The organism is Streptomyces sp. R-07, from assembly GCF_049913175.1.
Classification (GTDB): Bacteria; Actinomycetota; Actinomycetes; order Streptomycetales; family Streptomycetaceae; genus Streptomyces.
Map to the genome: position 1 here is coordinate 4,729,885 of NZ_CP183978.1, position 22,988 is coordinate 4,752,872.

Below are 22,988 nucleotides of genomic sequence, written 5' to 3' on the forward strand. Positions count from 1 at the left end.
GAACCCGAACCTTCCGCCTGGCGTTGACCTGTACGGGAGGGTCCACTGGATGCGTGGACCGCCACGCAGAAAAGGGTTCCCCTGCCGCACCACCTGGAGGGCGTACCGTGCACCGCCGGCACAACGGGCTGAGGACCGCCGTACTCCTCGGAGGGCTCTCGGCCCTCATCATCGTCATCGGCAGCTTCTTCGGTCGTACGGGGCTGATCGTCGCGCTGGTCGTGGCGCTCGGCACCAACGCGTACGCGTACTGGAACAGCGACAAGCTGGCGCTGCGGGCCATGCGCGCCCGCCCGGTGAGCGAGTTCGAGGCCCCCGTCCTCTACCGGATGGTGCGCGAGCTCTCCACGCAGGCGCGTCAGCCCATGCCCCGGCTCTACATCTCACCCACGCAGGCACCCAACGCCTTCGCGACCGGCCGCAACCCGCGCAACGCCGCCGTCTGCTGCACCGAGGGCATCCTCGCGATCCTCGACGAGCGCGAGCTGCGCGGGGTCATCGGCCACGAGCTGAGCCACGTCTACAACCGGGACATCCTCATCTCCTCGGTCGCCGGAGCGCTCGCCTCCGTGATCATGTTCCTGGTCAACTTCGCCTGGCTGATCCCCGTCGGCCGCTCCAACGACGACGACGGCCCCGGCATCCTCGGCTACCTGCTGGTCCTCATCCTCGGCCCGATCGCCGCCTCGGTCATCCAGCTCGCCATCTCCCGCTCCCGCGAGTACGAGGCCGACGCCTCGGGCGCCCAGCTCACCGGAGACCCGCTCGCCCTGGCCAGCGCCCTGCGGAAGCTGGAGGCGGGCACCAAGCAGCTGCCGCTGCCGCCCGAGCCGCGGATCGAGACCGCGAGCCACATGATGATCGCGAACCCCTTCCGCCCCGGAAAGGGCCTCTCCAAGATGTTCTCCACCCATCCGCCGATGGCCGAGCGGATCGCCCGGCTCGAACAGATGGCAGGTCATCGCCCGTGAAGACGATCCTCAACATCATCTGGCTGGTCCTGTGCGGATTCTGGATGTTCCTGGGCTACATGCTCGCGGGCGTCCTGCTCTGCATCACGATCATCGGCATCCCCTTTGGGCTCGCTGCCTTCCGTATCGGCCTCTACGCCCTCTGGCCCTTCGGCCAAACGGTCGTCGACCGCCGCGACGCGGGAGCGCCGTCGTGCATCGGCAACGTGCTGTGGCTGATCCTCGCCGGCTGGTGGCTGGCTCTGGGCCACATCACCACGGGCATCGCCCTGTGCATCACGATCATCGGCATCCCGCTGGGCATCGCGAACTTCAAGATGATCCCGGTGTCCCTGCTCCCCCTGGGCAAGGAAATCGTCCCAACGAACCAGGCATACGGCTACGGCCCCCGCTGACACAAGGCCGGCACCCACCGCCGCGTGGGCCGTGCCCGAGGGCGGCCACTTGCCCCGCGGGCTGCGCCCGCGTGGCCGGCGCGCCCCGCCGTGTGGGCGCCCGCTCGCGGGGCGGTGCCCCGGCCACCCGCCGTGTGGGCAATCGTCCCTCCCCCAGACTTCGTCCGGGGGGACCCAGGGCGGGACGGGTGGGCACAAAGGGCGGTGCCCCGTGCCGGGCCCAGGCTTCCGGGCCTGGACCCGCGCCCGGCGTGCGGCGCGGTCGTGGGGTTGTGCCCGCCTTCCCCCAAGCTCTCGGCTTCGCTCGAGCAGGGGGGACCCCCATCGCCCCTTGCGGAACGCCTGCCCACAACCGGTGCGGCGAGGGAGCAGCCCCCAACCCGCCCCGCGAGGGCGCGGCCCACAACAGGCCCGGCGAGGGCGCCGTCCGCACCGGGCGCGGGCTCGCGATAGCGGAGGAGCCTCCCGGGCCCCCGCTCACCCCCGTGGAGGCGTCGCGCGGCCCTGTGTGGCCGCCCATGCCACCACCCCCGCCGCCACGACCCCCGCCCCCGCAAGGACCGAGCCGAGGGGGAGTGCGAAGGCCAGGGCGCCGCAGCCGGCGAGGCCCGCCGCGGCCAGGTAGCGGGCGCGGCCGCCCAGGGTCCAGGCGGAGGCGTTCGCGATGCCGTAGTAGACGAGCACGCCGAACGACGAGAAGCCGATGGCGCCCCGCACGTCGATCGTCGCCGCCACCACGGCCACCACCGCGCCGACCGCGAGCTCCGCCTGGTGCGGCACCTGGAAGCGCGGGTGCACGGCGGCGAGCCGGGCCGGCAGGTAGCCGTCCCGGGCCATCGCCAGGGTCGTACGGGACACCCCGAGGATCAGGGAGAGCAGCGAGCCGAGCGCGGCGACGGCCGCGCCGACGGTGACCAGCGGCACCAGCCAGCCGGCGTCCGCCGCGCGGGCCGCGTCGGCGAGCGGCGCGGGGGAGGCGGCGAGGGCGGCGGGCCCGAGGACGGTGAGGACGCTGATGGTGACGAGGGCGTAGACGGCGAGCGCGAGGCCGAGCGCCACCGGTACCGCCCGGGGGATGGTGCGGGCCGGATCACGGACCTCTTCGCCGAGCGTGGCGATCCGCGCGTACCCCGCGAATGCGAAGAAGAGCAAACCTGCGGCCTGCAGTACCCCGCCCGTCGTGAACTCCCCGCCGAGGGCCGGGAGGCCGGCCCCGTCGGCTCCGAAGGACACCGTGACGACGCAGGCGAGCACGGCCAGGACGAGCGCGACGATGATCCGGGTGAGCAGTGCCGACTTCTGAACTCCCCGGTAGTTGACGGCTGTCAGGGCCACCACGGAGGCGACCGCCACCGCGTGCGCCTGCTCCGGCCACACGTACGACCCGACGGTCAGCGCCATCGCCGCGCACGAGGCCGTCTTGCCGGCGACGAACGCCCAGCCGGCGAGGTACCCCCAGAACGAACCGAGGCGTTCGCGACCGTACACGTACGTGCCGCCGGAGGCCGGGTAGAGGGCGGCGAGCCGGGCGGACGCCATGGCGTTGCAGTAGGCGACGACGGCGGCGAGCCCGAGTGCCCAGAGCAGCCCCGCCCCGGAGCCGGCCGCGCCGGCGGCGGGCCCGAGCGCGACGAAGATCCCCGCCCCGACCATCGAACCGAGGCCGATCACGACCGCGTCGAAGACGCCGAGGGAGCGGCGCAGTTCCGGTGTCATGCTCCGCACACTAGACGCTGAGGCCGGTCTCCCTGAGCGTGATGTTCAGCCGCCCGGCCAGGCCGAGCGCCGGCTCGGCCGTCCCGGGGAAAACCTTGGGAACCCCGTGGTGAACCCAGCGGGAAGCCCCGCCGAAGACGAACAGGTCCCCGGAGACGAGGTCGACGTCCTGGTACGGCCGGCCGCGGTTCTCCTCGTTGCCGAAGCGGAACACGCACCGGTCCCCGAGGCTCAGCGACACCACCGGCGCCCCGGAGCGCTCCTCCCGGTCCTGGTGCATGCCCATCCGCGCACCGGGCGCGTAGAAGTTCACGAGCGCGGTGTCGGGGGTGAAGCCGCCGTGCTCGCCGTAGGCCTCGACGAGCGCCTCCCGGCCAAGGGCGACCAGCCACTCCGGCAACGGGACCCCGACCGTGTCGAGGTAGCGGTACGGCACCCACTGCCGGCCCAGGGCCAGCGAGCGCACCGACATGACGCCGCCGCCGGGCAGCACCGTCTGCCGGTAGGGGAAGGGCCCGCGCCCCCACTCGCGGCAGGCGTCCACCAGCTCCCGCTGTCGTGCGAACGGGAGCCACGCGGGCACGTGCACCGCTCCGGGAGCGATCTCGGCCCGTTCGCGCGGGAAGAGCCCCTCGGTCACGCGAGGGCTCCCTCCAGGCCCAGGAGCCGTTCCTTGCGGTCGAGCCCGGCGGCGTACCCGCGCAGGCTCCCGTCGGCCCCGATCACCCGGTGGCAGGGCCGCACCACGAGCAGCGGATTGCGCCCGATCGCGGTGCCCACGGCCCGCACCCCGGCGCCGGCCGAACCGACGCGCCGCGCGATCTCCCCGTACGAGACGGTCGTCCCGTACGGGATCTCCTCCAGGGCCTGCCAGACCCGCCGCTGGAACGCGGTGCCGGAGTCGCCGCCGAGCGGCAGGTCGAACCGGTCGCGCCGCCCGGCGAAGTACTCGCCCAGCTGCCCGGCGACCTCGGTGAACGCCCCGGGCGCGAGCGTCCACCCGTCCTCGACCTCGACGGCACCCTTCTGCCCCGGCAGGGACAGCGAGCGCAGCACGGCTCGGCCCCCTTCGGCGAGCTGCCCGACAAGCAGCATCTCGCCCAGGGGGCCGTCGACGTACGCGTACACGGTCATGACTGGTTCCTCTCCCCGCACGGGTCTTCCACAGACCCAGTGTGCGGGGACCGCCGAGCCCGGGGCTGGCGGTATTCGGACACGACGCTCATGACCCGGCTACGAGGTCAGCGGTAGTTCACGAACTGGATCGCGAAGTCGAAGTCCTTGCCCTTGAGCAGCGCCTGCACGGCCTGCAGGTCGTCCCGGCTCTTCGAGCTGACGCGCAGCTCGTCGCCCTGGACCTGCGCCTTGACGCCCTTGGGGCCCTCGTCGCGGATGGCCTTCGCGACCTTCTTGGCGTTCTCCTGAGAGATGCCCTCCTGGACGGAGGCGAAGAGCTTGTACTCCTTGCCGGAGAGCTGCGGGTCACCCTCGACGTCCAGCGACTTCAGCGAGATCCCGCGCTTGATCAGCTTGGACTGGAAGATGTCGAGGATCGCCAGGACGCGCTCCTCGCCGCTCGCCTGCATCAGGATCTTCTCGCCCGACCAGGCGATCGAGGCGTTGGTTCCCTTGAAGTCGTAGCGCTGGGAGATCTCCTTCACGGCCTGGTTGAGGGCGTTGTCGACCTCCTGCCGCTCGACCTTGGACACGATGTCGAAACTGGAGTCGGCCATGACTCGTGGCTCCTTGTTCGGATGCTGTGGGGTACAGCCCAAAGCCTAGGGGGTGCGCCACCGGCCGAACCGCTGATCAATCCGGTGGCGAACCACCCCCGGGGATCAGGTATTGTTTACGTCGTTGCCAGGGAACACCGCCGAAAAGCGGGGATCCAAGGCAGCGAACCCATGGCGATGTGCCCGAGTGGCCAATGGGAGCGGACTGTAAATCCGTCGGCTTAGCCTACCCAGGTTCGAATCCTGGCGTCGCCACACTGAAGAAGGCCCCCGGTGCTTGCACCGGGGGCCTTCTTCGTCGTTCCGGGTCAGTTGCCGGCCACGTCCTTCACCGCGACCGAGAGCGGGACCGAACCGGCGATCAGTTCCAGGGTGAGGCCGGCGGTCGCCGGGGTGTCGAGGAGTTCGGCGAGGACCGCGGCCACGTCGTCCCGGGGGACCGGGCCTCGGCCCGTGCGCGCCTCCAGGCGGACCATGCCCGTGCCCGCGTCGTTCGTGAGCGAGCCGGGGCGCAGGATCGTCCACTCCAGGGCCGTACGGGAGCGGACCTCGTCGTCGGCGGCGCCCTTGGCGCGGAGGTAGGCGTCGAAGGTCTCGTCGCCCGGGTGGGACGCGTCCGCGCCCATCGAGGAGACGACGACGTAGCGCCGTACGCCCGCCCGTTCCGCCGCGTCGGCGAACAGGACGGCCGCCGCCCGGTCCACCGTGTCCTTGCGGGCGGCGCCGCTGCCCGGGCCCGCGCCCGCCGCGAAGACGGCCGCGTCGGCGCCCTGCAGCACCGCGGCGACCATCTCGACCGATGCCGACTCCAGGTCGAGGACGACGGGCTCGGCGCCCGCCTCCCGCAGGTCGGCGCCCTGTTCCGGTTTGCGGATGATCCCCGCGACCTCGTGCCCGGCCGCCGAGAGCAGCCTCTCCAGGCGCAGGGCGATCTGTCCGTGTCCTCCAGCGATGACGATGCGCATACTCACGACCGTACGACGGGTCCGGCCGGAGGGCTTCCCGGCTCGGGAGGGCGTTCCGGGCGCGCCTGACGCGGCAGGTCGAGCGCCGCCGCCGAGTCGCAGTACTCCCGCACCGCGCTCGTCCGCGCCACCACCCGCCCCCGGTGCACCACGATCCGGCTGTACGCGAGGGACAGCACGCCCGCCAGGCGCTCGCCGCGCACCGCGAGCAGCTCCGCCGGGAAGCCGGCCTCCACCCGCACCTCCGGCAGGCCCATCACGGCCCGCGCCTCCGCGCTCACCGCCCCGTACGCCTCCTGGGGCGACAGCCCGCCGAGCGAGGCCAGCAGGTACGCCGCCTCCAGCGGGTCCCCGCGCCCGACCGGGTTGGCCACGTCCCGCAGTGCCCCGCTGCCCGCCGCGACCCGCACCCCGGCCGCCCGCAGCAGCCGCACCGGCGCCGCCCCGCGCAGCTCCGTGCCCCCGCAGCCGCCCTGCGGCAGGCACACCACCGTCACGCCGGCCGCCGCCAGCTGGTCCGCCGCGCGTCGTGCCGCGTCGGAGGGGAGCCGGCCGAGCCCCGCGCACGGCCCGATCGTCACCCCGGGCCGCAGCCCGCCGGCCATCGCCGCGAGGCGGGCGAGCCGGGCCGGGTCGTCCCCGTCGGTGTGCAGGTCCACCGGCACTCCGTGCTCGGCCGCGACCTCCAGGACCGCCTCCACGTAACCGGCCGGGTCCGGGTCGAGGTCCGGGCAGCCGCCGACCACGCCGGCGCCCATCTTCACCGCGTCCCGCAGCATCGCGAGCCCGTCCGCGCCCGCGACGCCCGTGAGCAGCCGGGGCACGGCGACGGCCGTCAGGTCGGCGAGGCCGCGCAGCGAGCGCCGCGCCTGGAGCACGGCTTCGAGCGGGCCGAGTCCCTGGACGTCGCCGATGCGCACGTGCGCGCGGAGCGACGTCGCGCCGTGGCCGAGCTGGAGCAGCGCCGCCTCGGTGGCCCGCCGCTGCACCTCCTCGGGGGCGTACGAGACGGGTCCCGGGGTGTCGGCGGAGAGCGCGGTGTCGGCGTGGGCGTGGGGTTCGGTGGCGGCGGGCAGCAGCAGATAGCCGGTGAGGTCGACCCGCGCGCCCACGGCGGTGAGGCTGCCCGCGGTGCCGACGGCCTCGATCCGGCCGCCGACGAGCCGCACGTCCACGGTCCTTCCGTCGGTGAGCCGTGCGTGGGAGAGCAGGAGCGAGGCCGAGTCGGCGGTGGTGGCGGCCCCGTCCTCGGGCGGCTGGGGCTGCTTGCTGTCGGCTGACATCGGGCTCCTCAAGGCTCCTCAAGATCAAGATCACGCAGCGTGGGGCCGAGCCTAGGGGCGCTCGCGGCGACCTTCGAGGAGGAGCGCAATAGTCGTACCGATGAGGCCACGAGTGGCGTACGGGACACCTGATGACGACCTGGTGAGGGCCGTCGCGAGGGCGCGGGGAAACGGATTTGGGTGATGGGCCGGAGACCGTGTAATGTCTTCCTCGCTCGCCCCAATAGCTCAGTCGGTAGAGCGTCTCCATGGTAAGGAGAAGGTCTACGGTTCGATTCCGTATTGGGGCTCTGGTGAGAGGGATCCCGTCTTCGGACGGGGTCCGGATCATCAAAGCGGTGTAGCTCAGTCGGTAGAGCAAGCGGCTCATAATCGCTGTGTCACCGGTTCAAGTCCGGTCACCGCTACAGACAGTAGCCGATTGTGGGGTCGGTCCTTCGATCGGCTACTCTTCTATGCGTTCATCCGTCCATCCGTCCGTCAAGGAGCACTCACGTGGCTGCCACCGACGTCCGCCCGAAGATCACGCTGGCCTGCGTGGAGTGCAAGGAGCGGAACTACATCACCAAGAAGAACCGGCGTAACAACCCGGACCGTCTTGAGATGAAGAAGCACTGCCCTCGCTGCAACTCTCACACCGCGCACCGCGAGACGCGTTAATCAGGCTCGTACACGAGGCCGTCCCCACCAGGGGGCGGCCTCGTGTCGTTTGTCGGCACGACATCGGCAACACCGGCAACATCGGCAACAAATCCAGCAGGAGGTATCGAGTCCATGGCGCTCGACCAGTCCTTCGTGGGCCGGACCTATCCGCCCACCCCTCCCTATGAGGTCGGCCGCGAGAAGATCCGCGAGTTCGCCGAGGCGATCGGTGACGCCAATCCCGCGTACACCGACACCGAGGCGGCCAAGGCGCTCGGACATTCCGATGTGATCGCCCCGCCCACCTTCGTGTTCGCCATCACATTCAAGGCGGCCGGCGCCGTCATCGAGGACCCGCAGCTGGGCCTCGACTACAGCCGCGTCGTCCACGGCGACCAGAAGTTCGCCTACACCCGGCCCGTACGCGCCGGGGACCGGCTCTCGGTCACCTCCACCATCGAGGCGATCAAGTCCCTCGCCGGCAACGACATCCTGGACATCCGCGGCGAGGTCCACGACGGCTCCGGCGAGCACGTGGTCACCGCCTGGACCAAGCTCGTCTCCCGCGCACCCGAGGGGGCCTGACCATGACCGCGAAGATCGCCTACGACGAGGTCGAGGTCGGCACCGAGCTGCCCGCGCAGTCCTTCCCCGTGACCCGCGCCACGCTCGTGCAGTACGCCGGCGCCTCCGGGGACTTCAACCCCATCCACTGGAACGAGAAGTTCGCGGTCGAGGTCGGCCTCCCGGACGTCATCGCCCACGGCATGTTCACCATGGCCGAGGCGATCCGCGTCGTCACCGACTGGGCCGGCGACCCCGCCGCCGTCGTCGAGTACGGCGTCCGCTTCACCAAGCCGGTCGTCGTCCCCAACGACGGGACCGGCGCCCTGATCGAGGTCTCCGCCAAGGTCGCCGCCAAGCTCGACGACAAGCAGGTGCGGGTCGACCTCACCGCGATGAGCGCCGGGCAGAAGGTCCTGGGCATGAGCCGGGCCGTGGTCCGCCTCGCCTGAGGCCGCCGGCGGGCCTGCTTTCTGTCGTGGCAGAAAGCAGGCCCGTACTCTTGAGCCCGTGCAGCAGATCGCAGACGCCCCCCTCGCGCCCCTGACCACCTTCCGGCTCGGCGGACCCGCCGCCCGGCTCGTGACCGCCACCACCGACGACGAGGTGGTCGCGGCGGTCCGTGAGGCCGACGCCGCCGGGACCCCGCTGCTGATCATCGGCGGCGGTTCCAACCTGGTCATCGGGGACAAGGGCTTCGACGGCACCGCGTTGCGCATCGCCACCACCGGGTTCTCGCTCGACGGGACCCGCCTGGAGCTCGCCGCCGGCGAGGTCTGGACGGACGCCGTGGCGCGGACCGTGGAGGCCGGGCTCGCCGGGATCGAGTGCCTGGCCGGCATCCCCGGCTCGGCCGGCGCGACCCCGATCCAGAACGTCGGCGCGTACGGGCAGGACGTCTCCGCCACCGTCACCGAGGTCGTCGCGTACGACCGGCGTGCCGAGGAGACCGTCACCCTCACGAACGCCGAGTGCTCCTTCTCGTACCGGCACAGCGTCTTCAAGGACCAGCCCGAGCGGTACGTGGTGCTGCGGGTCCGTTTCGAGCTCGAGGACGCGGACGGTCTTTCCGCGCCGATCAACTACCCGGAGACCGCGCGCTCCCTCGGCGTCGAGGCGGGGGACCGGGTGCCTCTCGTGCACGCCCGTGAGACCGTGCTGCGGCTGCGCGCCGGCAAGGGCATGGTCCTGGACCCGGAGGACCACGACACCTGGTCCGCGGGCTCCTTCTTCACCAACCCGATCCTCACGGCGGGGGAGTACGAGACCTTCCTCGCGCGCGTGACCGAGCGGCTCGGCCCCGACGTCACCCCGCCGGCCTTCCCGGCGGGCGAGGACGGCGCCGTGAAGACCTCGGCGGCCTGGCTGATCGACAAGGCGGGCTTCACCAAGGGGTACGGCTCCGGGCCCGCCCGGATCTCCACCAAGCACACGCTCGCCCTCACCAACCGCGGCGAGGCGACCACCGAGGACCTCCTCGCCCTCGCCCGTGAGGTCGTCGCCGGGGTACGGGACGCCTTCGGGATCACCCTCGTGAACGAGCCCGTCACCGTCGGCGTCGAGCTCTAGTACGCGACGGGCAGGCGCGCGACTAGTACGCGACGCCCACGCCCTGCTTGACCGTCGCGGGGTCGTCGATCATCGACAGCATCGCGTGCGCCACGTCCGCGCGGGCCAGGGAGCGGCCCCGGGACGGGGTGCCGCCGACGACCTTGCGGTACTGCCCGGTGCCCTGCTTGTTCGTCAGCTTGGGCGGGCGTACGGAGGTCCAGTCGGCGCTGCTCGCGGCGAGGTCGGACTCCATGACCCGCAGGTCGGCGTAGACGTCCTTCAGGACGGAGTTGATGATCGCCAGGACCGCCTTGTCGACGAGGGCCTGACCGTCCGGGACCGGGCCCAGCGGGGCCGCGCTGACCACCAGGAGTCGGCGCGTCTTCTCCGCCTCCATCGCCGCGAGCACCGAGCGGGTCAGTGGGGCGGCCACGCCCGCGTCCGCCCGGGTCCGGGCCCCGAGGCCCGAGAGCACCGCGTCCCGGCCCGTGACCGCACCGCGCAGGGCCTCGGGGTCGGACAGGTCGGCCCGCTGGACCGTCAGGCGCGTTCCGGTCACCGTGAGCCGTGCCGGGTCCCGCACCACCGCCGTCACCTCGTGGCCCGAGGCCAGTGCCTGCCGGACGATCTCCTGGCCGATGCCGCCGGTCGCACCGAAGACTGTGAGCTTCATGTCGCACCCTCCTCGGGTGGGTAAGTGTTCACTCACCCCCAGGGTGAGTGGATACTCACTCTCACGTCAAGCGTCGCTGGAGGATGCATGGAACAGAGGCCGACCCGGACCCGGATCGTCGACGCCGCCCGCGACCTCATGCGGACGGCGGGGCTCGCCCGCACCACCACCAAGGAGATCGCCAAGGCGGCCGGCTGCTCGGAAGCCGCGCTCTACAAGTACTTCAGCAGCAAGGAAGAGCTCTTCCTGACCGTCCTGAACGAGCGGCTGCCCCAGCTCGGCGGCCTCCTCGGCACGCTCGTCGCCGACCCCGGCGGCCGCACCGTCGAGGAGAACCTCACCGAGGTCGCCCGGCAGGCCGCGCTCTTCTACGAGCAGACCTTCCCGGTCGTCGCGTCCCTCTACGCGGAGCCGCAGCTCAAGCGGCGCCACGAGGAGGCCATGCGGACGTACGGGATGGGCCCCCACAAGCCCATCGAAGGCCTCGCCGCCTACCTCCGCGCCGAGCAGCGGCACGGCCGCCTCAGCCCCGACGCCGACCCGGTGGCCGCCGCGTCCCTGCTCCTCGGGGCCTGCGTGCAGCGCTCCTTCGCCTGGGAGATGAGCCCGGACCGCAGGCCGCCGGACTCCCTGGACGACTTCGCCCGCGCGCTCGCCCGCACCCTGCTCCGGGGGATCAGCTAGCCATCCAGTCGTCGATCCCCGCGAGCAGCTTCGCCCGGACGTCCCCGGGCGCCGCCGAGCCCCGCACCGACTGACGGGCCAGCTCCGCCAGCTCCGCGTCCGTGAACCCGTGGTGCCGGCGGGCGATCTCGTACTGCGCCGCGAGCCGCGAGCCGAAGAGCAGCGGGTCGTCCGCGCCCAGCGCCATCGGCACCCCCGCCTCGAAGAGCGTCCGCAGCGGCACGTCCTCGTGCTTCTCGTACACCCCGAGGGCGACGTTCGACGACGGGCAGACCTCGCAGGTCACGCCCCTCTCGGCGAGCTTCCGCAGCAGCCGCGGGTCCTCCGCCGACCGCACCCCGTGGCCGACCCGCGACGCCCGCAGGTCGTCCAGGCAGTCCCGTACGGACGAGGGGCCCGTCAGCTCGCCGCCGTGCGGGGCCGCGAGCAGGCCGCCCTCCCGCGCGATCGCGAAGGCCCGGTCGAAGTCCCGGGCCATGCCCCGCCGCTCGTCGTTGGACAGCCCGAAGCCGACCACGCCCCGGTCCGCGAAGCGCACCGCGAGCCGGGCCAGGGTCCGCGCCTCCAGCGGGTGCTTCATCCGGTTCGCGGCCACGAGCACCCGCATCCCGAGCCCGGTCTCCCGGGAGGCCGCGTCGACCGCGTCCAGGATGATCTCCAGGGCCGGGATGAGGCCGCCGAGGTGCGGTGCGTACGACGTGGGGTCGACCTGGATCTCCAGCCACCCGGAGCCGTCCCTGACGTCCTCCTGGGCCGCCTCCCGGACCAGCCGCCGGATGTCCTCCGGCGAGCGCAGGCAGGAGCGGGCGATGTCGTAGAGCCGCTGGAAGCGGAACCAGCCGCGTTCGTCGGTGGCCCGCAGCTGGGGAGGCGTACCGCTCTTGAGCGCCTCGGGGAGATGCACGCCGTACTTGTCGGCCAGCTCGATGAGCGTCGTGGGCCGCATCGAACCGGTGAAGTGCAGGTGCAGATGGGCCTTGGGCAGCAGGGTGATGTCGCGTGAAACGTCCGGGGGGTTCGGGGGGTGTCCCCCTGAAAAGGCCAGCATTGGCTGATCCTGCCGCACCCGAATGGACGAATACAGTCCGTTTCCCCGATCGGGACCTTGCTAGAACGCAAGAACGGGCCCCCGGTTCCGGAGAACCGGGGGCCCGCAGCCACTCTCGGGAGTGGGCTGGGACGACTCAGTCGGTCGCCTCGGCCAGGAGCTTCTGGATCCGGGCCACGCCCTCCACCAGGTCCTCGTCACCGAGCGCGTACGACAGGCGCAGGTAGCCCGGCGTGCCGAAGGCCTCGCCCGGGACGACCGCGACCTCGGCCTCGTCCAGGATCAGGGCGGCCAGCTCGACCGAGGTCTGCGGGCGCTTGCCGCGGATCTCCTTGCCGAGCAGCCCCTTGACCGACGGGTACACGTAGAACGCGCCCTCCGGGGTCGGGCAGAGCACGCCCTCGATGTCGTTGAGCATCCGCACGATCGTCTGGCGGCGGCGGTCGAAGGCGCGCCCCATCTCGGCGACCGCGTCCAGGTTGCCCGACACGGCGGCGAGCGCGGCCACCTGCGCGACGTTGCTCACGTTGGACGTGGCGTGCGACTGCAGGTTCGTCGCGGCCTTCACGACGTCCTTCGGGCCGATGATCCACCCCACGCGCCAGCCGGTCATCGCGTACGTCTTGGCGACGCCGTTGACGACGATGCACTTGTCGCGGAGCTCCGGCATGACCGCCGGCAGAGAGACCGCCGTGGCGTCGCCGTAGACCAGGTGCTCGTAGATCTCGTCCGTCAGGACCCACAGACCGTGCTCGACGGCCCAGCGGCCGATCGCCTCGGTCTCCGCCTCGCTGTACACCGCGCCGGTCGGGTTCGAGGGCGACACGAAGAGGACGACCTTGGTCCGCTCCGTACGGGCCGCCTCCAGCTGCTCCACCGAGACCCGGTAGCCGGTGGTCTCGTCGGCGACGACCTCCACCGGGACACCGCCCGCGAGGCGGATCGACTCGGGGTAGGTCGTCCAGTAAGGCGCCGGGACGATGACCTCGTCGCCCGGGTCGAGGATCGCGGCGAAGGCCTCGTAGATCGCCTGCTTGCCGCCGTTGGTCACCAGGACCTGGGAGGCGTCGACCTCGTAACCGGAGTCGCGCAGCGTCTTGGCGGCGATCGCGGCCTTCAGCTCGGGCAGACCGCCGGCCGGCGTGTAGCGGTGGTACTTCGGGTTCTTGCAGGCCTCGACGGCCGCCTCGACGATGTAGTCCGGGGTCGGGAAGTCGGGCTCACCCGCGCCGAAACCGATCACCGGGCGACCGGCGGCCTTGAGGGCCTTGGCCTTGGCGTCGACGGCGAGAGTGGCGGACTCGGAGATCGCACCGATCCGGGCGGAGACCCGACGCTCGGTGGGAGGGGTAGCAGCGCTCATACGGGCCATGCTCCCAGACCCCGTCAGGGCCCGGTACACGGGTTTCACGGACCGGACAGGAACGGTCATTCCCGGTCGTACGCGCGCCCGACGGCAGGTCGGCGCGCCTTCTGTTCGACGTAGGGGCCCATGACCACGTATGCTCACTCCTCGTTGGTCCACAGCAACCGCGTCTCACGATGCGGTAGGTTGAGGGGCACCGACAAAGGGTCGTAGCTCAATTGGTAGAGCACCGGTCTCCAAAACCGGCGGTTGGGGGTTCAAGTCCCTCCGGCCCTGCTACACACACCGCCAGGTGTTGTGCGCATGTACGTACTTCATTGCACCGCCGTGCGGCTCCACCCGGGCGCGGCACGGCCGACCCGGAATCAGGTGAGAGATCGTGACGGACGCCGTAGGCTCCATCGACATGCCTGATGCCGATGACGAGACCGCAGAGTCGAAGAAGAAGTCCCGCAAGGGCGGCAAGCGCGGAAAGAAGGGCCCCCTGGGCCGTCTCGCGCTCTTCTACCGTCAGATCATCGCCGAGCTCCGCAAGGTCGTCTGGCCGACGCGCAACCAGCTGACGTCGTACACGTCCGTGGTGATTGTCTTCGTCGTCATCATGATCGGCCTTGTCACCGTGATTGACTATGGCTTCCAGGAAGCAGTCAAGTACGTCTTCGGCTGACTTTTTGTTCCACCCATCTGTATCGCAGGAAGAAGCAGCCACCGTGTCTGACGCGAACCTGAACGACGCCTTCGAGTCCGAGTCCGTCGAGGACGAGCTGGACATCGTCGAGGCCGCCGACGAGGACGTCGAGGACGTCGAGGTCGACGCTGCTGAGGACGCTGCGGACGAGGACGTCGAGATCGACGAGGCCGACGAGGACGAGAGCGTCGAGGCCGCCGACGAGGACGAGACCGTCGAGGCCGACGAGGACGAGGACGAGACCGTCGTCGCCGTCGAGGTCGAGGACGACGAGGAGGAGACCGAGGAGGAGGCCGAGCCGGCCGCCCCGGTCGACCCGGTCGCCGCGCTCCGCGAGGAGCTCCGCACCCTCCCCGGCGAGTGGTACGTCATCCACACCTACGCGGGCTACGAGAAGCGCGTGAAGGCCAACCTCGAGCAGCGTGCCGTCTCGCTCAACGTCGAGGACTTCATCTACCAGGCCGAGGTCCCCGAGGAAGAGATCGTCCAGATCAAGGGCGGCGAGCGGAAGAACGTCAAGCAGAACAAGCTCCCCGGCTACGTTCTCGTCCGCATGGACCTGACGAACGAGTCCTGGGGCGTCGTCCGCAACACCCCCGGCGTCACCGGCTTCGTGGGCAACGCCTACGACCCGTACCCGCTGACCCTGGACGAGATCGTCAAGATGCTCGCCCCGGAGGCCGAGGAGAAGGCCGCCCGCGAGGCCGCCGAGGCCGAGGGCAAGCCGGCTCCGGCCCGCAAGCTGGAGGTCCAGGTCCTGGACTTCGAGGTCGGCGACTCGGTCACCGTCACCGACGGCCCGTTCGCGACCCTCCAGGCCACGATCAACGAGATCAACCCGGACTCCAAGAAGGTCAAGGGCCTCGTCGAGATCTTCGGTCGCGAGACCCCGGTCGAGCTCAGCTTCGACCAGATCCAGAAGAACTGATCTCACCGACTTCCGACCAGGTCAGAGTGGCTCTCGCAGCCGCTCTGACCTGCTCGGTTTTTGGCCGCACGGCTATACCCGTTATCGTTGTGCGGTATGCCTGCATCCGGATGACCGGAAGGCGGGCTGAACACTCTCACTAGGACCCGGAGAGAGCAATGCCTCCCAAGAAGAAGAAGGTCACGGGGCTTATCAAGCTCCAGATCAACGCCGGTGCGGCGAACCCGGCCCCGCCGGTCGGCCCCGCGCTCGGTCAGCACGGCGTCAACATCATGGAGTTCTGCAAGGCCTACAACGCCGCGACCGAGTCGCAGCGTGGCATGGTCGTGCCGGTGGAGATCACGGTCTACGAGGACCGCACCTTCACCTTCATCACCAAGACTCCGCCGGCCGCCAAGCTGATCCTCAAGGCCGCGGGTGTGGACAAGGGCTCCGGCGAGCCGCACAAGACCAAGGTCGCCAAGCTCACGGCCGCCCAGGTCCGCGACATCGCCACGGTCAAGCTCCCCGACCTGAACGCCAACGACCTGGACGCCGCGTCCAAGATCATCGCTGGCACCGCCCGCTCCATGGGCATCACGGTCGAGGGCTGATCACCCCCCTCGTGACCTCAGTGGTAGGGCCTGCGCGGCCCGCACCACGACTCCATACCTGAACCAACAGGAGAAGCAGTGAAGCGCAGCAAGGCTCTCCGCTCCGCGGACGCCAAGGTCGACCGCGAGCGGAACTACGCGCCCCTCGAGGCCGTCCGTCTCGCCAAGGACACCGCCACCACGAAGTTCGACGGCACCGTCGAGGTCGCCTTCCGCCTGGGTGTCGACCCGCGCAAGGCCGACCAGATGGTCCGTGGCACCGTGAACCTCCCGCACGGCACCGGCAAGACCGCCCGGGTCCTGGTCTTCGCGACCGGTGACCGTGCCGAGGCCGCGATCGCCGCTGGCGCCGACATCGTCGGTTCCGACGAGCTCATCGACGAGATCTCCAAGGGCAACCGCCTGAACGAGTTCGACGCCGTGGTGGCCACCCCGGACCTCATGGGCAAGGTCGGCCGCCTCGGCCGCGTCCTCGGCCCGCGTGGTCTCATGCCGAACCCCAAGGTCGGCACCGTCACCCCCGATGTCGCGAAGGCTGTCAACGACATCAAGGGCGGCAAGATCGAGTTCCGCGTCGACAAGCACTCGAACCTGCACTTCATCATCGGCAAGGTCTCCTTCGACGAGACGAAGCTGGTCGAGAACTACGCCGCGGCTCTGGAGGAGATCCTCCGTCTGAAGCCGTCCGCCGCCAAGGGCCGCTACATCAAGAAGGCGACCCTGACGACGACGATGGGCCCCGGCATCCCGCTGGACTCCAACCGCACCCGCAACCTCCTCGTCGAGGAGGACCCGGCCGCGGTCTGAACCTCATCGGTTCGCTGAGTGGTCAGCCGGCCCCGCACCTCTCCGGAGGTGCGGGGCCGGCTCTTTGCTACGGTCCAAGGAACCGTAAAGACCTTGGATCAAGGGGTGGGGAACGCTCATGAACAAGTCCGCATGGAAGCGCGCGGGCGTTGCTCTCACGGCCGTGGTGGTCGTGAGCGGCGTCGCGGGCTGTCAGGACGGCGGGGACGCCAAGGGGGCCGCTCCGGCCGCTCCCGAGGTGCAGAACCACGGGGACGTCACGCAGGTCATCCAGGCCGCGTACGAGAAGACCTCGGCGGCCAAGGCCGCCAAGGTCAGGATGACCATGACCATGGAGGGGCTCGGCGCCGAGTCCGGCACGATCGAGATGACCGGCGTACAGGGCTGGGCCCCGGCGGTGATGGACATCACCATGAAGAGCTCCATGCTCTCCGCCGGCAAGCCGGGCGGGCCCGAGCAGATGCGCATGATCATGCTCGACCAGGTCATGTACATGGACATGGGTGCCAAGCAGGCCGCCGAGATGGACGGCAAGCGCTGGATGAAGCTCGACATGAGGGACGCGGCCGACGCCTCCGGCGACAAGGCGCTGCAGAAGCAGATGACCGGCGGCCTGGACAACATGAACCAGGACCCGGCCCAGCAGCTCGCCCTGCTCCTGGACTCCCCGGACCTGAGGCACATCGGTCCCGAGAAGATCAACGGCATGATGACCCAGCACTACAAGGGCACGCTCACCTTCGAGCAGATGCTCAAGGCCAACGAGTCGTCGAAGGTCCTCTCCAAGGAGGACCACGACAAGCTCATCGCCAACGTGAAGCAGGCGGGTCTCAAGGGCTACGACACCGAGCTCTGGGTCACCGAGGACGGCTACCCGGCGCGCATGGACGTCGGCATGACCATGGCCAAGGGCACGATGCAGATGCGGGCCGACTACACGGACTACGGCACCAAGGCCGCCGTCCAGGCCCCGCCGGCCAAGGACACCGTGGACCTCTTCGAGATGATGAAGGACTTCGGGAAGAACTCCGACGAGGGCTGATTTGCCCGAAGCCGACCCCGTCACGTACGCTTCCCCAGAAGCCAAAGACCGCTGGTCGTTGCTGTGCCCCTACCGGGTGCGGTGGCCGAAGGATCCGCTGACAACGGACGACCCGCGCAGGTGACTGTGGAAGGTTCCCGGACTTTATCGTCCGGTCGAGCCACGCCCCGTGCGCCTGCGCCGGGGCGTTTTGTTTGTCCAGCCTCCTTCTGAGCGGTCCTCATCACCCGGAAGGAGGCCGACGCACTATGCCGACGCCCAACAAGGCTGCATCGGTGGCCGAGCTCAAGGACGCGTTCCAGAGCTCCAACGCCGCCGTGCTGACCGAGTACCGGGGTCTCACCGTCGCGCAGCTCAAGACGCTGCGTCGCTCTCTCGGTGAGAACGCCCAGTACGCCGTGGTGAAGAACACGCTGACCAAGATTGCGGCCAACGAGGCCGGGATCACCGCACTGGACGAGCACTTCGCTGGTCCGACCGCGGTCGCCTTCGTCACCGGTGACCCGGTGGAGTCGGCGAAGGCCCTGCGTGACTTCGCCAAGGAGAACCCGAACCTCATCATCAAGGCTGGTGTCCTTGACGGTAAGGCTCTCTCCGCCGACGACATCAAGAAGCTTGCGGACCTCGAGTCCCGCGAGGTTCTGCTCAGCAAGCTGGCCGGTGCCTTCAAGGGCAAGCAGTCTCAGGCTGCCTCGCTCTTCCAGGCGCTGCCGTCGAAGTTCGTCCGCACCGCGGAAGCGCTTCGCGTCAAGCTCGCCGAGCAGGGCGGTGCCGAGTAATTCGGCTCGCGCATTGATCCACGCCGCCTAGTGCGTGGGTCGTAGCGGGCCGTTACGCCCGCCTCTATAGACACATCGGCACCTGCCGAATTAGTGGAAGGATCGCCCATCATGGCGAAGCTCTCTCAGGACGACCTCCTCGCCCAGTTCGAGGAGATGACCCTCATCGAGCTCTCCGAGTTCGTGAAGGCGTTCGAGGACAAGTTCGACGTCACCGCCGCCGCCGCCGTCGCCGTTGCCGGCCCGGGCGCCCCGGTCGCCGGTGCCGAGGCCGTCGAGGAGCAGGACGAGTTCGACGTCATCCTCGAGGGTGCCGGCGACAAGAAGATCCAGGTCATCAAGGTCGTGCGTGAGCTCACCTCCCTGGGCCTCAAGGAGGCCAAGGACCTCGTCGACGGCACCCCGAAGCCGGTCCTCGAGAAGGTCGCGAAGGAGGCCGCCGAGAAGGCTGCCGAGTCCCTCAAGGCCGCCGGCGCCTCCGTCACGGTCAAGTAAGACCGTTTCGGCTCGCTGAGCTGACTCCTGCCCCCGTGTAACGCGGAGGCACCGAGAGGCGATCACCCATCTGGGTGGTCGCCTTTCGGCGTTCCCGGGAACGGGCGTGGCGGGGGTCCCGGGGGCCGCTGCGAGCGGAGTATGGTGATCTTCGCCGTGCGCCCCGCAGACCGGCGGGTCTTGACGAACCGCACGCAGCGCGCAATTCTCAGGACGCGTCGTCACAACGATCCGTTTCCGAGGCATGGATCGACGACTGAACGGGCAGTATCGAGGTGCGCCGCACGGCGCGAGGTACCGCGGAGTTGAGAGCAACGAGGGTCGCGAATTATTCGCCCTGGACATCAGTGAGCCAAGTGGCTACACTGACCCTTTGCGCTGCCTGTTAGCTGCCCCCTGCCCGTCACCAGGGGCATACCTTCGCATCAGCTTCGTGGACCGACCCCATCTGACCTGGCCTTCTTGGTCATCTCAGGAAACGTCTGCCGTGAAGCATTGCTGGGGACCGGTACGCGCGTAGTGAGTCCGAGCCCTCGGAAGGACCCCCTCTTGGCCGCCTCGCGCAACGCCTCGACCAATACGAACAACGGCGCAAGCACCGCCCCGCTGCGCATCTCTTTTGCAAAGATCAGGGAGCCCCTCGAGGTTCCGAACCTCCTCGCGCTGCAGACCGAGAGCTTTGACTGGCTGCTCGGCAACGCCGCCTGGAAGGCTCGCGTCGAGGCTGCCCTTGAGTCGGGCCAGGACGTCCCCAGGAAGTCCGGTCTGGAGGAGATCTTCGAGGAGATCTCCCCGATCGAGGACTTCTCCGGGTCGATGTCGCTGACCTTCCGCGACCACCGCTTCGAGCCGCCGAAGAACTCGATCGACGAGTGCAAGGACCGTGACTTCACGTACGGCGCCCCGCTCTTCGTCACCGCCGAGTTCACGAACAACGAGACCGGCGAGATCAAGTCCCAGACGGTCTTCATGGGCGACTTCCCGCTCATGACCAACAAGGGCACCTTCGTCATCAACGGCACCGAGCGTGTCGTCGTGTCGCAGCTGGTCCGCTCGCCGGGCGTCTACTTCGATTCCTCGATCGACAAGACGTCCGACAAGGACATCTTCTCCGCCAAGATCATCCCGTCCCGGGGTGCCTGGCTGGAGATGGAGATCGACAAGCGCGACCTCGTCGGTGTCCGCATCGACCGCAAGCGCAAGCAGTCCGTCACCGTCCTCCTCAAGGCTCTCGGCTGGACCACCGAGCAGATCCTGCAGGAGTTCGGCGAGTACGAGTCCATGCGCGCCACCCTGGAGAAGGACCACACCCAGGGCCAGGACGACGCGCTGCTCGACATCTACCGCAAGCTGCGTCCGGGCGAGCCGCCGACCCGTGAGGCCGCTCAGACGCTGCTCGAGAACCTCTACTTCAACCCGAAGCGCTACGACCTCGCCAAGGTCGGCCGCTACAAGGTGAACAAGAAGCTCGGCGCCGACGAGCCGCTGGACGCCGGCGTGCTCACCACCGACGACGTCATCGCCACGATCAAGTACCTGGTCAAGCTCCACGCGGGCGAGACCGAGACGATCGGCGAGAACGGCAACGAGATCGTCGTCGAGACCGACGACATCGACCACTTCGGCAACCGTCGTCTGCGCAACGTCGGCGAGCTCATCCAGAACCAGGTCCGCACGGGTCTGGCTCGTATGGAGCGCGTCGTCCGCGAGCGGATGACCACCCAGGACGTCGAGGCGATCACGCCGCAGACCCTGATCAACATCCGGCCGGTCGTCGCCTCCATCAAGGAGTTCTTCGGCACCAGCCAGCTGTCCCAGTTCATGGACCAGAACAACCCGCTGTCGGGTCTGACGCACAAGCGTCGTCTCTCGGCGCTGGGCCCTGGTGGTCTGTCCCGTGAGCGGGCCGGCTTCGAGGTCCGAGACGTGCACCCGTCCCACTACGGACGCATGTGCCCGATCGAGACCCCCGAAGGCCCGAACATCGGTCTGATCGGTTCGCTCGCCTCGTACGGCCGCGTCAACGCGTTCGGCTTCATCGAGACGCCGTACCGCAAGGTCGTCGACGGCCAGGTCACCGACGAGGTCGACTACGTCACCGCCGACGAGGAGGACCGCTTCGTCATCGCGCAGGCCAACGCCGCGCTCAACGACGACATGCAGCTCACCGAGAACCGCGTCCTGGTGCGTAAGCGTGGCGGCGAGGTCGACTACGTCCTGCCGTCCGAGGTGGACTACATGGACGTCTCGCCGCGCCAGATGGTGTCGGTCGCGACCGCCATGATCCCGTTCCTCGAGCACGACGACGCCAACCGTGCCCTCATGGGCGCGAACATGATGCGTCAGGCGGTGCCGCTGATTAAGTCGGAGGCCCCGCTCGTCGGCACCGGCATGGAGTACCGCTGCGCCACCGACGCCGGCGACGTGCTCAAGGCCGAGAAGGACGGTGTCGTCCAGGAGCTGTCGGCCGACTACGTCACCGTCGCCAACGACGACGGCACGTACATCACGTACCGCCTGCACAAGTTCTCCCGCTCCAACCAGGGCACCTCTGTGAACCAGAAGGTCGTCGTGGACGAGGGCGACCGCGTCATCGAGGGCCAGGTCCTCGCCGACGGTCCCGCCACCGAAGACGGCGAGATGGCGCTCGGCAAGAACCTCCTCGTGGCGTTCATGCCGTGGGAGGGCCACAACTACGAGGACGCGATCATCCTGTCGCAGCGCCTCGTGCAGGACGACGTCCTCTCCTCGATCCACATCGAGGAGCACGAGGTCGACGCCCGTGACACCAAGCTCGGCCCGGAGGAGATCACCCGGGACATCCCGAACGTCTCCGAGGAGGTCCTCGCGGACCTCGACGAGCGCGGCATCATCCGCATCGGTGCCGAGGTCGTCGCCGGCGACATCCTGGTCGGCAAGGTCACGCCCAAGGGTGAGACCGAGCTGACCCCGGAGGAGCGCCTGCTCCGCGCGATCTTCGGTGAGAAGGCCCGTGAGGTCCGTGACACCTCGCTGAAGGTGCCGCACGGCGAGATCGGCAAGATCATCGGCGTCCGCGTCTTCGACCGCGAGGAGGGCGACGAGCTTCCCCCGGGCGTGAACCAGCTGGTCCGCGTCTACGTCGCCCAGAAGCGCAAGATCACCGATGGTGACAAGCTCGCCGGCCGTCACGGCAACAAGGGCGTCATCTCGAAGATCCTCCCGATCGAGGACATGCCGTTCCTCGAGGACGGCACCCCGGTCGACATCATCCTCAACCCGCTGGGTGTCCCGTCCCGAATGAACCCGGGACAGGTCCTGGAGATCCACCTCGGCTGGCTCGCCAGCCGCGGCTGGGACGTCTCCGGTCTCGCGGACGAGTGGGCGCAGCGCCTCCAGGCGATCGGCGCCGACCAGGTCGCCCCCGGCACCAACGTCGCCACCCCGGTCTTCGACGGTGCGCGTGAGGACGAGCTCGCGGGTCTGCTGAACCACACCATCCCGAACCGCGACGGCGAGCGCATGGTGCTCCCGACCGGTAAGGCGAGGCTGTTCGACGGCCGCTCCGGCGAGCCGTTCCCGGACCCGATCTCGGTCGGGTACATGTACATCCTCAAGCTCCACCACCTGGTCGACGACAAGCTCCACGCGCGTTCGACCGGCCCGTACTCGATGATCACCCAGCAGCCGCTGGGTGGTAAGGCCCAGTTCGGTGGCCAGCGCTTCGGTGAGATGGAGGTGTGGGCGCTGGAGGCGTACGGCGCCGCTTACGCCCTCCAGGAGCTGCTGACGATCAAGTCCGACGACGTGACCGGCCGCGTGAAGGTCTACGAGGCCATCGTCAAGGGCGAGAACATCCCTGAGCCCGGCATCCCCGAGTCCTTCAAGGTGCTCATCAAGGAGATGCAGTCCCTGTGCCTCAACGTGGAGGTGCTGTCCTCGGACGGCATGTCCATCGAGATGCGCGACACCGACGAGGACGTCTTCCGCGCAGCGGAGGAGCTCGGCATCGACCTGTCCCGGCGCGAGCCGAGCAGCGTCGAAGAGGTCTGACGGGAGTCCGGCAGGGGGACCAGCAATGGTCCC

General features: G+C 69.5%; 23 protein-coding genes, 4 tRNA genes and 1 pseudogene. 19 read left to right on the plus strand and 9 right to left on the minus strand.

Features of this window, described 5'->3' with window-relative positions; genetic code table 11:
- Nucleotides 1-107: 107 nt before the first annotated feature.
- Nucleotides 108-971, plus strand: a complete 864-nt coding sequence (htpX, locus tag ACN9M0_RS21655; protein ID WP_366036491.1) for a zinc metalloprotease HtpX — start codon at nt 108-110, stop codon at nt 969-971.
- Nucleotides 968-1,366: a YccF domain-containing protein gene (locus tag ACN9M0_RS21660; RefSeq protein WP_366036490.1), complete on the plus strand. Its 399-nt coding sequence runs from the start codon at nt 968-970 to the stop codon at nt 1,364-1,366. The genes htpX and ACN9M0_RS21660 overlap by 4 nt, the downstream gene beginning before the upstream one ends.
- 477 nt (nt 1,367-1,843) lie before the next feature.
- On the opposite strand, the gene ACN9M0_RS21665 is transcribed toward ACN9M0_RS21660, so the two are convergent.
- The 4 genes from ACN9M0_RS21665 to ACN9M0_RS21680 all read right to left on the minus strand — a co-directional run bounded on the left by ACN9M0_RS21665 (nt 1,844) and on the right by ACN9M0_RS21680 (nt 4,815).
- Nucleotides 1,844-3,082, minus strand: a complete 1,239-nt coding sequence (locus ACN9M0_RS21665) for an APC family permease (RefSeq protein ID WP_366036489.1) — start codon at nt 3,080-3,082, stop codon at nt 1,844-1,846.
- Between the two features lie 10 nt (nt 3,083-3,092).
- Nucleotides 3,093-3,722: an alpha-ketoglutarate-dependent dioxygenase AlkB family protein gene (locus tag ACN9M0_RS21670; RefSeq protein WP_366036488.1), complete on the minus strand. Its 630-nt coding sequence runs from the start codon at nt 3,720-3,722 to the stop codon at nt 3,093-3,095.
- A complete protein-coding gene (locus tag ACN9M0_RS21675; RefSeq protein WP_426404073.1) occupies nt 3,719-4,216 on the minus strand; it encodes a methylated-DNA--[protein]-cysteine S-methyltransferase in 498 nt (165 codons plus the stop codon). The genes ACN9M0_RS21670 and ACN9M0_RS21675 overlap by 4 nt, the downstream gene beginning before the upstream one ends.
- Nucleotides 4,217-4,323: 107 nt before the next feature.
- Nucleotides 4,324-4,815 (minus strand): YajQ family cyclic di-GMP-binding protein, encoded by a 492-nt coding sequence (locus ACN9M0_RS21680; protein WP_366036486.1) that lies wholly within the window; start codon nt 4,813-4,815, stop codon nt 4,324-4,326.
- Between the two features lie 173 nt (nt 4,816-4,988).
- On the opposite strand from ACN9M0_RS21680, the gene ACN9M0_RS21685 reads away from it, so the two are divergent.
- Nucleotides 4,989-5,070 (plus strand) — tRNA-Tyr (locus ACN9M0_RS21685).
- Between the two features lie 53 nt (nt 5,071-5,123).
- Here the strand turns inward: ACN9M0_RS21685 and ACN9M0_RS21690 are convergent.
- On the minus strand, nt 5,124-5,780 hold the full coding sequence (locus tag ACN9M0_RS21690; protein ID WP_366036464.1) for an NAD(P)H-binding protein: 657 nt from the start codon (nt 5,778-5,780) through the stop codon (nt 5,124-5,126).
- A 2-nt stretch (nt 5,781-5,782) separates the two neighbouring features.
- Nucleotides 5,783-7,063 (minus strand): amidohydrolase family protein, encoded by a 1,281-nt coding sequence (locus ACN9M0_RS21695; RefSeq protein ID WP_426404074.1) that lies wholly within the window; start codon nt 7,061-7,063, stop codon nt 5,783-5,785.
- A gap of 217 nt (nt 7,064-7,280) precedes the next feature.
- On the opposite strand from ACN9M0_RS21695, the gene ACN9M0_RS21700 reads away from it, so the two are divergent.
- The 6 genes and pseudogenes from ACN9M0_RS21700 to ACN9M0_RS21725 all read left to right on the plus strand — a co-directional run.
- Nucleotides 7,281-7,353 (plus strand) — tRNA-Thr (locus tag ACN9M0_RS21700).
- A 44-nt stretch (nt 7,354-7,397) separates the two neighbouring features.
- A tRNA-Met gene (locus ACN9M0_RS21705) sits at nt 7,398-7,470 on the plus strand.
- Between the two features lie 88 nt (nt 7,471-7,558).
- Nucleotides 7,559-7,723 (plus strand): 50S ribosomal protein L33, encoded by a 165-nt coding sequence (gene rpmG / locus ACN9M0_RS21710; RefSeq protein ID WP_003956487.1) that lies wholly within the window; start codon nt 7,559-7,561, stop codon nt 7,721-7,723.
- A 114-nt stretch (nt 7,724-7,837) separates the two neighbouring features.
- On the plus strand, nt 7,838-8,290 hold the full coding sequence (locus ACN9M0_RS21715; protein ID WP_426404075.1) for an FAS1-like dehydratase domain-containing protein: 453 nt from the start codon (nt 7,838-7,840) through the stop codon (nt 8,288-8,290).
- A 2-nt stretch (nt 8,291-8,292) separates the two neighbouring features.
- Nucleotides 8,293-8,721 carry a MaoC family dehydratase gene (locus tag ACN9M0_RS21720; protein ID WP_366036462.1) on the plus strand — a complete coding sequence of 143 codons (429 nt, stop codon included), beginning with the start codon at nt 8,293-8,295 and terminating at the stop codon, nt 8,719-8,721.
- Between the two features lie 43 nt (nt 8,722-8,764).
- A pseudogene (locus tag ACN9M0_RS21725) lies at nt 8,765-9,838 on the plus strand (UDP-N-acetylmuramate dehydrogenase); the annotation flags it as partial.
- Between the two features lie 22 nt (nt 9,839-9,860).
- Here the strand turns inward: ACN9M0_RS21725 and ACN9M0_RS21730 are convergent.
- A complete protein-coding gene (locus ACN9M0_RS21730; RefSeq protein ID WP_426404076.1) occupies nt 9,861-10,493 on the minus strand; it encodes an NAD(P)-dependent oxidoreductase in 633 nt (210 codons plus the stop codon).
- A gap of 87 nt (nt 10,494-10,580) precedes the next feature.
- Between ACN9M0_RS21730 and ACN9M0_RS21735 the strand changes: the two genes are divergently transcribed.
- Nucleotides 10,581-11,177 carry a TetR/AcrR family transcriptional regulator gene (locus ACN9M0_RS21735; RefSeq protein WP_366036460.1) on the plus strand — a complete coding sequence of 199 codons (597 nt, stop codon included), beginning with the start codon at nt 10,581-10,583 and terminating at the stop codon, nt 11,175-11,177.
- On the opposite strand, the gene ACN9M0_RS21740 is transcribed toward ACN9M0_RS21735, so the two are convergent.
- Together ACN9M0_RS21740 and ACN9M0_RS21745 are read right to left on the minus strand one after the other, a co-directional pair.
- On the minus strand, nt 11,170-12,225 hold the full coding sequence (locus ACN9M0_RS21740; RefSeq protein WP_366036459.1) for an adenosine deaminase: 1,056 nt from the start codon (nt 12,223-12,225) through the stop codon (nt 11,170-11,172). The genes ACN9M0_RS21735 and ACN9M0_RS21740 overlap by 8 nt on opposite strands.
- A 136-nt stretch (nt 12,226-12,361) precedes the next feature.
- The gene (locus ACN9M0_RS21745) at nt 12,362-13,588 is read right to left on the minus strand and encodes a pyridoxal phosphate-dependent aminotransferase (protein WP_366036458.1); all 1,227 of its coding nucleotides are present in this window, start codon (nt 13,586-13,588) and stop codon (nt 12,362-12,364) included.
- Between the two features lie 206 nt (nt 13,589-13,794).
- Here ACN9M0_RS21745 and ACN9M0_RS21750 point away from each other — a divergent pair.
- The 9 genes from ACN9M0_RS21750 to rpoB all read left to right on the plus strand — a co-directional run bounded on the left by ACN9M0_RS21750 (nt 13,795) and on the right by rpoB (nt 22,955).
- Nucleotides 13,795-13,867: transfer RNA gene (locus tag ACN9M0_RS21750), tRNA-Trp, on the plus strand.
- Nucleotides 13,868-13,970: 103 nt separating this feature from the next.
- Nucleotides 13,971-14,258 (plus strand): preprotein translocase subunit SecE, encoded by a 288-nt coding sequence (secE, locus tag ACN9M0_RS21755; RefSeq protein ID WP_359507751.1) that lies wholly within the window; start codon nt 13,971-13,973, stop codon nt 14,256-14,258.
- Nucleotides 14,259-14,301: 43 nt separating this feature from the next.
- Nucleotides 14,302-15,207: a transcription termination/antitermination protein NusG gene (nusG, locus tag ACN9M0_RS21760; protein ID WP_366036457.1), complete on the plus strand. Its 906-nt coding sequence runs from the start codon at nt 14,302-14,304 to the stop codon at nt 15,205-15,207.
- 158 nt (nt 15,208-15,365) lie between these two features.
- Nucleotides 15,366-15,800: a 50S ribosomal protein L11 gene (gene rplK, locus ACN9M0_RS21765; RefSeq protein WP_366036456.1), complete on the plus strand. Its 435-nt coding sequence runs from the start codon at nt 15,366-15,368 to the stop codon at nt 15,798-15,800.
- 78 nt (nt 15,801-15,878) lie between these two features.
- Complete coding sequence (gene rplA, locus ACN9M0_RS21770) at nt 15,879-16,607, plus strand: 50S ribosomal protein L1 (protein WP_125657863.1); 729 nt, start codon at nt 15,879-15,881, stop codon at nt 16,605-16,607.
- Between the two features lie 118 nt (nt 16,608-16,725).
- Nucleotides 16,726-17,649 carry a hypothetical protein gene (locus ACN9M0_RS21775; RefSeq protein WP_426404077.1) on the plus strand — a complete coding sequence of 308 codons (924 nt, stop codon included), beginning with the start codon at nt 16,726-16,728 and terminating at the stop codon, nt 17,647-17,649.
- Nucleotides 17,650-17,897: 248 nt separating this feature from the next.
- On the plus strand, nt 17,898-18,428 hold the full coding sequence (gene rplJ, locus ACN9M0_RS21780; RefSeq protein ID WP_030687887.1) for a 50S ribosomal protein L10: 531 nt from the start codon (nt 17,898-17,900) through the stop codon (nt 18,426-18,428).
- Nucleotides 18,429-18,539: 111 nt separating this feature from the next.
- A complete protein-coding gene (gene rplL, locus ACN9M0_RS21785) occupies nt 18,540-18,923 on the plus strand; it encodes a 50S ribosomal protein L7/L12 (protein WP_056552432.1) in 384 nt (127 codons plus the stop codon).
- 549 nt (nt 18,924-19,472) lie between these two features.
- Complete coding sequence (gene rpoB, locus ACN9M0_RS21790) at nt 19,473-22,955, plus strand: DNA-directed RNA polymerase subunit beta (RefSeq protein ID WP_366036454.1); 3,483 nt, start codon at nt 19,473-19,475, stop codon at nt 22,953-22,955.
- Nucleotides 22,956-22,988 lie beyond the last annotated feature (33 nt).

Coding starts and splice junctions, on each gene's coding strand:
- ACN9M0_RS21740 (WP_366036459.1), bottom strand. CDS start 12,225: ATGCTGGCCTTTTCAGGGGGACACCCCCCGAACCCCCCGGACGTTTCA.
- rplL (WP_056552432.1), top strand. CDS start 18,540: ATGGCGAAGCTCTCTCAGGACGACCTCCTCGCCCAGTTCGAGGAGATG.
- ACN9M0_RS21715 (WP_426404075.1), top strand. CDS start 7,838: ATGGCGCTCGACCAGTCCTTCGTGGGCCGGACCTATCCGCCCACCCCT.
- rplK (WP_366036456.1), top strand. CDS start 15,366: ATGCCTCCCAAGAAGAAGAAGGTCACGGGGCTTATCAAGCTCCAGATC.
- ACN9M0_RS21720 (WP_366036462.1), top strand. CDS start 8,293: ATGACCGCGAAGATCGCCTACGACGAGGTCGAGGTCGGCACCGAGCTG.
- ACN9M0_RS21730 (WP_426404076.1), bottom strand. CDS start 10,493: ATGAAGCTCACAGTCTTCGGTGCGACCGGCGGCATCGGCCAGGAGATC.
- ACN9M0_RS21690 (WP_366036464.1), bottom strand. CDS start 5,780: ATGCGCATCGTCATCGCTGGAGGACACGGACAGATCGCCCTGCGCCTG.
- ACN9M0_RS21775 (WP_426404077.1), top strand. CDS start 16,726: ATGAACAAGTCCGCATGGAAGCGCGCGGGCGTTGCTCTCACGGCCGTG.
- ACN9M0_RS21675 (WP_426404073.1), bottom strand. CDS start 4,216: ATGACCGTGTACGCGTACGTCGACGGCCCCCTGGGCGAGATGCTGCTT.
- ACN9M0_RS21680 (WP_366036486.1), bottom strand. CDS start 4,815: ATGGCCGACTCCAGTTTCGACATCGTGTCCAAGGTCGAGCGGCAGGAG.
- ACN9M0_RS21665 (WP_366036489.1), bottom strand. CDS start 3,082: ATGACACCGGAACTGCGCCGCTCCCTCGGCGTCTTCGACGCGGTCGTG.
- ACN9M0_RS21735 (WP_366036460.1), top strand. CDS start 10,581: ATGGAACAGAGGCCGACCCGGACCCGGATCGTCGACGCCGCCCGCGAC.
- rplJ (WP_030687887.1), top strand. CDS start 17,898: ATGCCGACGCCCAACAAGGCTGCATCGGTGGCCGAGCTCAAGGACGCG.
- ACN9M0_RS21745 (WP_366036458.1), bottom strand. CDS start 13,588: ATGAGCGCTGCTACCCCTCCCACCGAGCGTCGGGTCTCCGCCCGGATC.
- ACN9M0_RS21695 (WP_426404074.1), bottom strand. CDS start 7,063: ATGTCAGCCGACAGCAAGCAGCCCCAGCCGCCCGAGGACGGGGCCGCC.